Annotated in this window: 6 protein-coding genes; 4 read left to right on the plus strand and 2 right to left on the minus strand. The window is 57.0% G+C overall.

From position 1 onward, the window contains the following. Positions 1-62: 62 nt before the first annotated feature. Together JX325_RS10695 and JX325_RS10700 are read right to left on the minus strand one after the other, a co-directional pair. Positions 63-374: a DUF6465 family protein gene (locus tag JX325_RS10695; protein WP_204791118.1), complete on the minus strand. Its 312-nt coding sequence runs from the start codon at positions 372-374 to the stop codon at positions 63-65. Positions 375-535: 161 nt separating this feature from the next. Next, positions 536-2,734 (minus strand): extracellular solute-binding protein, encoded by a 2,199-nt coding sequence (locus JX325_RS10700; protein ID WP_204791119.1) that lies wholly within the window; start codon positions 2,732-2,734, stop codon positions 536-538. A gap of 258 nt (positions 2,735-2,992) precedes the next feature. Here JX325_RS10700 and JX325_RS10705 point away from each other — a divergent pair, with 258 nt between their 5' ends. The 4 genes from JX325_RS10705 to JX325_RS10720 all read left to right on the plus strand — a co-directional run. Beyond that, positions 2,993-4,096 carry an ABC transporter substrate-binding protein gene (locus JX325_RS10705; RefSeq protein ID WP_204791120.1) on the plus strand — a complete coding sequence of 368 codons (1,104 nt, stop codon included), beginning with the start codon at positions 2,993-2,995 and terminating at the stop codon, positions 4,094-4,096. Between the two features lie 123 nt (positions 4,097-4,219). Next, positions 4,220-5,821 carry an iron ABC transporter permease gene (locus JX325_RS10710; protein WP_204791121.1) on the plus strand — a complete coding sequence of 534 codons (1,602 nt, stop codon included), beginning with the start codon at positions 4,220-4,222 and terminating at the stop codon, positions 5,819-5,821. 15 nt (positions 5,822-5,836) lie between these two features. Continuing rightward, positions 5,837-6,928, plus strand: coding sequence for an ABC transporter ATP-binding protein (locus tag JX325_RS10715; RefSeq protein WP_204791122.1), 1,092 nt, complete (start codon positions 5,837-5,839; stop codon positions 6,926-6,928). Further along, positions 6,915-7,220: MBL fold metallo-hydrolase (locus JX325_RS10720; protein ID WP_204791123.1), on the plus strand; the 306-nt coding region annotated here is incomplete at its 3' end. The genes JX325_RS10715 and JX325_RS10720, both read left to right, overlap by 14 nt.

The raw sequence follows: 7,220 nt of genomic DNA on the forward strand, positions 1-7,220 counted from the left end.
TGCGGCTGTTCCTGGACTGGTGCATCACCTTCGAGGAGCCCTACATTCTGGAGGAACAAATCTTAAAAAGGAATTTTCCCTTCGTGGTTTCCATTGATTACATAATAAGCCGTATGTTCTTCGGGCTTAATATATAATTTCAATTCTGTAACAAGTTTCCGCTTTTTTGTGGTATGGAAATCAGCCTTGGCCTTCTCTGCCAGAGCCTCCATATCCACCTCAGCTCCCTGATATTGGAGAACAAACTCTACCTTCAGGTTATCGGCTTTTCCCTTTTCAGCTGCTCGAAGCTTCGCTGCCGCCTCTTTCTCCTCCGGTGTCATGGGCTTTCTTCCTGGTCTCGCTTTAATCTTAGGCTCATTGGTTTTGTTCACTTTAGATTTTCCTCTCATAGTCATTTCCCCCACATTTCGAAGATGATTTACATACCATGCATTGCATATCACGAACAGTTGCAGCTCTTTGAGCCTGATGAGGCAACACGGCAAACCGGTGGAAAAGCAGCGCGGATCACAGCCGGTCTGGGGTCTGGCTGTCAGTCCGGCATCCAGGGACGAAAGTATTTCTCGCAGCTTTCCTGCGCACGCTGGAGCGCCTCCTCCGCTTTGCAAACACCCAGAACCGCCCGCTGTATCTGGGCGGCGAGGATATCCTCCAGCCGCAATTCACTGAAGTTTTGATAAAACCCGCTGTTTCCCCGGCGCTGGGCGGAGGGAAAGCTCCGCCGGGCGGCGGACAGCCAGGGATACATTTCATTGATGTCCCGGTTGCTGTAAGCGGACCGGCAGGGCGAAAGGCCGNCAAGCATGGTAAACACAGGCGCCACCAAATCGGAATAAAGCCAGGAAAGGAACGCGCAGGCGGTCTCCGGAACGGAGCAGCTCCGCGTAATACCGATTACCCCGCCGCCCAGCAGGGGCCTGCCGCCGGGGACCGGAGCGAAGCCCAGCTTGCCGGCGATGCTGGACATTTTCAGATTCAGAATATGAGAAGCGTAGTTGATAAACACCACCGTCATGGCGGCGGAACCGTCGGCAAAGCCCTCCAAGACGTTTTTCCAAAAATCATAGACCGTCTTATCAGAATACTGATAGGTCTCCNGATAGTTTTTTAACGCCCGCAGGGCTTCCGGCGTGTCCAGCGTGATCCGTCCCAGGCCGTTCAGAAGTTTTCCGCCCTCCTCAAAAAGCCGGGGCATGAATTCGCTGGGACTCATGCCCACATTGCCGATCGCCGCCGTGGAGCCGTACTGGATGGGAGAGGCCGGATTCAAGCTGCGGGTGAAGAAGCTGGCAATGCGGTTGTAATCCGCGAAGGTTTTCGGAGGAACCAACTCCTCCCGGAACCTCTCGAAATACATCCGCTTATAAGTCGGGTCCGCAAATAAATCCCTCCTGTAAAACAGGAGCTGCGTACTTGGGTCATACGGAACACAGCACCGGACTCCATGGGCGGCGGAGTAATTGTCCCGCAGCTCCGGCACGATTTGAAAGAGCAGTTCGTCCCATTGAAAAGGAATCTCCTCCAGCGGGCGGTAAACTTTATCCGCCAGCTCATCCAGCCAAGCCACATCCATGCGGATCAAATCGTATTGCTCGTAAAGATCGGACTGAATCACATCATATACGTCCCGTAAAGCCGGAAGGACCGTCAGTTCCAACCGGATGCCGGTGCTTTTCTCCAAATGCGGCGTCAGGCGGGCCAAAGCCGCGGTCGACGGCGAGGCCATCGTCAGCATCCGCAGCTTTCGGGCAACCGGCAGGGGAGCGGCCGCGATATCCCCCCGGAAGCCGTTGTTCGGCAGACGCAACTTCTCCGGCAAGGGCTTGCGTTCTTCCAGGCGTTCCAGCAAAAAACGCACCACTTTATGCGCCAGACGTTTGTAGTCCAGCTCATACACCGGGATATCCGGCTCCGTTGCCGCGGCTCTGGGCACTATGGTGATGAAATGGGGCATCGTACTCCGCCCGGCATAGGCACAGGCAGCCCTCACCGCCCCCTCGCGCCTGCGGTCCGCACAGACGATGTAGTCGAAGGCCGCATCCTCATTATAAAACTCAAAGGCCCGCAGGTCCGCTTGATAATTGGAACAATCCAAAAAATGAACGGACATACTGTTTTGCGAATAAACAGACTGAAACCCCCGGAGGAACCGTTCCGTATCCGGCTGCGAGGCCGTGTCCGTAAATACGCCTATGCTTACCGCTTTTCGATTTCGGAGATATTGGGCAATTTCTTTTCCGGCCCGCTCGGTATCAAAACCAGCGTACATCACATCGCTGAGGCCAGGACCCTCACCCTGCAAAAACACAATGGGCAAGTCCGCGGCTTTTCCCCGGTAGTAAGCCGCAGCGTCCGGCAGACAGGAGCTTGTTATAATCGCGCTGACACCGGAGCTTAGCGCCTTGGCAAGCAGTTCTTCCTCCGTAGTCCCCAGCGAACGGGTCGAATACAGCTGCACAGAGTATCCAAACTGAATAAATTCGCTCTGAATTACCTCATACATAGCCGCGCAATGTTCAAATTCAATGCCGGGCAGGATGACCGCGATGGATCGGCTTCTTCCCTGCCGTAGACTCTGGGCTCTGGCGTTGATTTGATAGCCCAGCTTCTCGGCGGCCTGCCAGACCAATTGGATTTTTTCCACACTCACGTTGCCCCGGCCGTTGATGACGTTGGAAACGGTGCCGTGGGAAACTCCCGCCTCCCGCGCAATATCTTTAATCGTTGGCACACGCATCCCCTCCCTTTTTTTGCTTTTTTATTGTACTATATAGACGTGGATTTGACAAGCAAAAACCAGGCAGCCTTTTCTTGTGCAAAATCTATAAATATTGCGGGAAGAATATATATGTTTCTTCCGAATCAGCGAGTTAGCATCAACTTTTTCGGAAATTGTAATTGACACGTTCCAATTTTAATGTTAGTGTATAGACAGAAACTGGCAAAAGTCATTCCATCAAAATTTGGATCTACAAAAAGGAGATGTATTATGAAGAAGTTTTTGAGTCTTGCTCTCGCGCTGTTAATGATCCTGTCTCTGGCTGCCTGCGGCGGCGGTTCCGGAACCTCCGGAGACACTTCCGCTCCAAAAGACAGTGGAAGTAGCCAGCCCGCTTCCAGCGGCAGCACGGACCCCGCCCCCGCTTCCGGCGGCAAGCTGGTAGTGTATTCCGCTCTGAATGAAGACAACACCATCGCCATTGCCGACCAATTCAAAGCGGACACCGGAATTGAGATCGAATACATCTCTCTGGGCGGCGGCGACGCCGTGGCCCGTGTGCAGGCGGAGATGGGCAATCCCAAGGCCGACTTCCTGGTGGGCGGCTCCGTGGATCTGTACGGCTCTTTGTCCGAGGCCGGAGCCTTCCTGGAATACGACTCCCCCAACAACGACGGCNTCGACGAGCGGTTCAACGATCCCAACCACTTCTGGCAAGGCTGGTACATGGGCGTTCTGAGTATCATCGTAAATCAGGACCGCTTTGACAAAGAACTGGCCCCCAAGGGACTGGCCATGCCGGAGACCTGGGACGATCTGCTGGACCCCGCCTATAAGGACGTGTTCGTGTGGGCCAACCCCACCACCGCCGGAGGCGCCTACATCGCCACCGCCTGCCAGATCTTCCGCCTGGGCGAGGACGGGGCCTGGACCTATCTGAAGGATCTGGACAAGAACATCCATCACTACTACAAGGGCGCGGGAGACGTCATCAGCCCCGTGGCCACCGGGGAGTTCATCGCCTCCATCGCCTGGGGCCACGACAGTTTCAAGACCCAGCAGGAGGGCTATCCTCTGACCCTGGTCATCCCCAAGCAGACCGCCTATGAGATCGGCGGAGCCGCCATTGTCAAGGGCGGGCCCAACACGGAAAACGCGAAGGTCTTCATGGACTGGCTGCTGACCAAGGAGGCCCAGGAGCTCAGCGTCGCCACCTCCTACCGCTATCCCGTCCGGGACGACGTGGCCGCCCCCGCCGGGCTGCCCGCCCTGAGCGAGGTGGACCTGGTGGATTACGACCGGGACCAGGCCGCTTCCATGAAGGAGGCTGTCCTGGAGAAGTTCGAGGCGGAAATCACCTCCAACCGCAGCTGACCCGAACAGACCGGGAGCGCCTGCCCACGGCGGACGGGCGCTCCCCTTTTATTTCAATGGAAGGAGTGATTTAAAATGGCCTCTGGAACTTCTATTCGGGAATCGATCAAGGAGATGCGCCGTTTGAAGAACGAGCCGCTCCTCCTTCTGGCCATTGTCGCAATTATTTTATTTGTGGGCTTCTTTGTGGTATACCCGGTGGTCCGGGTTATCACCTTCCCCGGCCTCCAGGATTACGCGCAGCTCTTCGGAAAGGCCCGCTGGTTCAAGGCGGTGAAGAACAGCCTCTACATGACCCTGATCTCCACCCTCTCCTGTACGGCGGTGGCCTTCCTCTTCGCCTACGTCATCGCCCGGCTGGACGTCCCCTGCAAAGGGCTCTTCCGGTTCGTGACCCTGCTGCCCATCGTGTCCCCGCCCTTTATCGTGGCTTTGAGCTATATCCTGCTCTTCGGCGTGCAGGGCATCGTCACCAAGGGACTGCTCGGTCTCCAGGTGGACATCTACGGACGGCTGGGCCTCTGGATCGTCCAGACCGTTACCTTCTTCCCCTACGCCTACTCTGTCATTTACGGCGTAATCCGCTCCATCTCCACCAATCTGGAGTACGCCGCCTATAACATGGGGGCTACCCGCTGGCAGGTGTTCCGGGACGTGTTCTTCCCCCTCTGCCGCCCCGGCATCGCCGGGGGCGCCCTGATTGCCGCCATTAACGTCCTGACGGACTTCGGTAACCCCATGATGATCGGCGGGGATCTGGCCCTCCTGCCCACGGAGGCGTATATGCAGATTTCCGGCTGGTATGACATGAAGACCGCCTCTGTGCTGGCGGTAGCCCTGCTGGTCCCGGCCATGGCGATCTTCCTGGTAAACCGCTTCTGGGTGGGCAAGCGGTCTTATGTCACCATCACGGGAAAGGAAATTTCCCTGAACCCCTTCCCGGTGCCCAAGTGGGTGAAGTGGGGACTGTTCAGCCTGACCATGTTTATCTCCCTGTTCATCCTTCTGGTATACGGGACCCTCTGCTACGGCGCGTTCACCAAAGCTTGGGGCTACGACTGGTCCTTCACTTTGGAGAACATCCAGTACGTCTTCTTAAAAGGCCGTCAGATTTGGAACTCCATTCGCTACGGCTTCCTTTCTTCTCTGGGAGCGGCGTTCCTGGCGATGGTTCTGGCCTATATCGTGCAGAAAAAGCAGGTGGGCCTGAACAAGGCTCTGGACTTCCTGGCCATCCTTCCTGGAGCCATTCCCGGCATGTTCCTGGGCATCGGTTTCGTCATGGCCTTCAACGGCAAGCCCCTGGAGCTCACGGGCACCTCGACGATCATGGTGCTGGCCCTGCTGTTCTGGAACATTCCCACCTGCTACAGCGCTGCTACCGCCGGACTCCAGCAAATCGGAAACTCGGTGGAGGATGCGGCGCTGAACCTGGGAGCCAACAGCTTCCGCTCCTTCAAAGACGTCATCATTCCTCTGCTGAAGGCGCCCTTCCTCTCGGGCTTTGTCCTGTCCTTCCTGCGGTCGGTGACCTGCCTGAGCGTGGTGATCTTCCTCTACGCCCCCTCCACCACTGTAGGCACCATCTCCGTCATGGTGCTGGTTCAGAGCGGACAATGGGGCGAGGCGGCGGCATTTACCATGATCCTGATTGCCATCGCGTTTTCCGTGCTGCGGCTGGCGCAGTATGTCCTGGGCAAGCAGGGCATCAAATTGGAACTGTGATAAGGAGGAGCGGCTATGGACTGCTTTATTGAGTTTAAAAACGTTGTCAAGCGCTTTGACGATTTCGTGGCCCTGGACCATGTCTCCCTGCAAATCCCCAAAGGCAGCTTCGTCACTCTGCTGGGCCCCTCCGGCTGCGGCAAGACCACGCTGATGCGCCAGCTGGCGGGCTTTTCCGAGCCGGAAGAAGGCGACGTGCTGGTAAACGGCAAGCGGATGAACGGCCTGCCGCCCTTCAAGCGCAACACGCCCCTGGTGTTTCAAGAGTACGCCCTGTTTCCCCACATGACCGTCTATGAAAACATCTCCTACGGCCTGAAGCTGAACAAGACCCCCAAGGAGGAGATGGACCGGCGGGTGGCGGAGATGCTGGAGATGTTCAACCTGGCGGGGCTGGAGAAGCGCTTTCCCAAACAGATGTCCGGCGGGCAGCAGCAGCGGGTGGCCTTCGCCCGAGCCCTGGTCATGGGACAGGAGATTCTGCTGCTGGACGAGCCCCTCAGCAACCTGGACGCCAAACTCCGGGTGGAGGTGCGGACGGAGCTCCGCCAGCTCCAGCAGAAGCTGGGCATCACCACAATCTATGTCACCCACGATCAGGACGAGGCCTTGTCCATGTCCGACATCATAGCCGTTATGAAAAGCGGACGCATTGAGCAGACCGGCTCCCCCTGGGAAATCTATTTCCGTCCGGTCAACCGCTTTGTGGCGGATTTTGTGGGCACGGTTAATTTCCTGGTAGGAAAGATCGTCCGGACGGAGGGAAAGCTCTTGACCATCCATTACTCCGGTATGGAACTGGTCGTCCCTGCGGAGGCGGACGCCGCCGCAGGGGAGGTTGTCACCCTGGTGGTACGACCGGAGTGCATCCGCTTGGCCGGACCGGACGAGGCGGTTACCGGCGGGGCGGTTCTGGACGGTATGATTGAGAATTACAGCTTCCTTGGGCGGATAATCCGCTATTGGGTACGGGTAGGCCGGGAACTGTTTGTGATTGACGACGCCAATGTGGATTTGACCGGCGCCCGGACCGGCGCGGTGAAGCTTTGCCTGGATCCCCATAAGCTCCACATTTTGAAAGATGGTGGCGGTCATGCTGCTTCTTGACTTTATCAATGTCGGCTATGGAGATGCCATTCTCATAAGAGACACAGAGGAACCTTTTACAATGCTGGTGGACTGCGGAGATGTGAGCGTCGGAAACGGCGGTCCGGACTCCAAACGAATCCCGGCCTCAGACTACCTTCGCCGGGAGGGGATTGAAACTCTGGACCTGCTTGTGCTGACGCATCTTCACCGGGACCACAGCGGCGGGCTGGCGGAGGTAATCTCCGCCGCAAGGGTCCGAGAGCTTTGGACAAATTACCTGCCGCAGGAATCGGACTGGGGGCGTTGTATT

Origin of the sequence: Oscillibacter sp. CU971 (assembly GCF_905219725.1) — a bacterium.
GTDB lineage: Bacteria > Bacillota > Clostridia > Oscillospirales > Oscillospiraceae > Oscillibacter.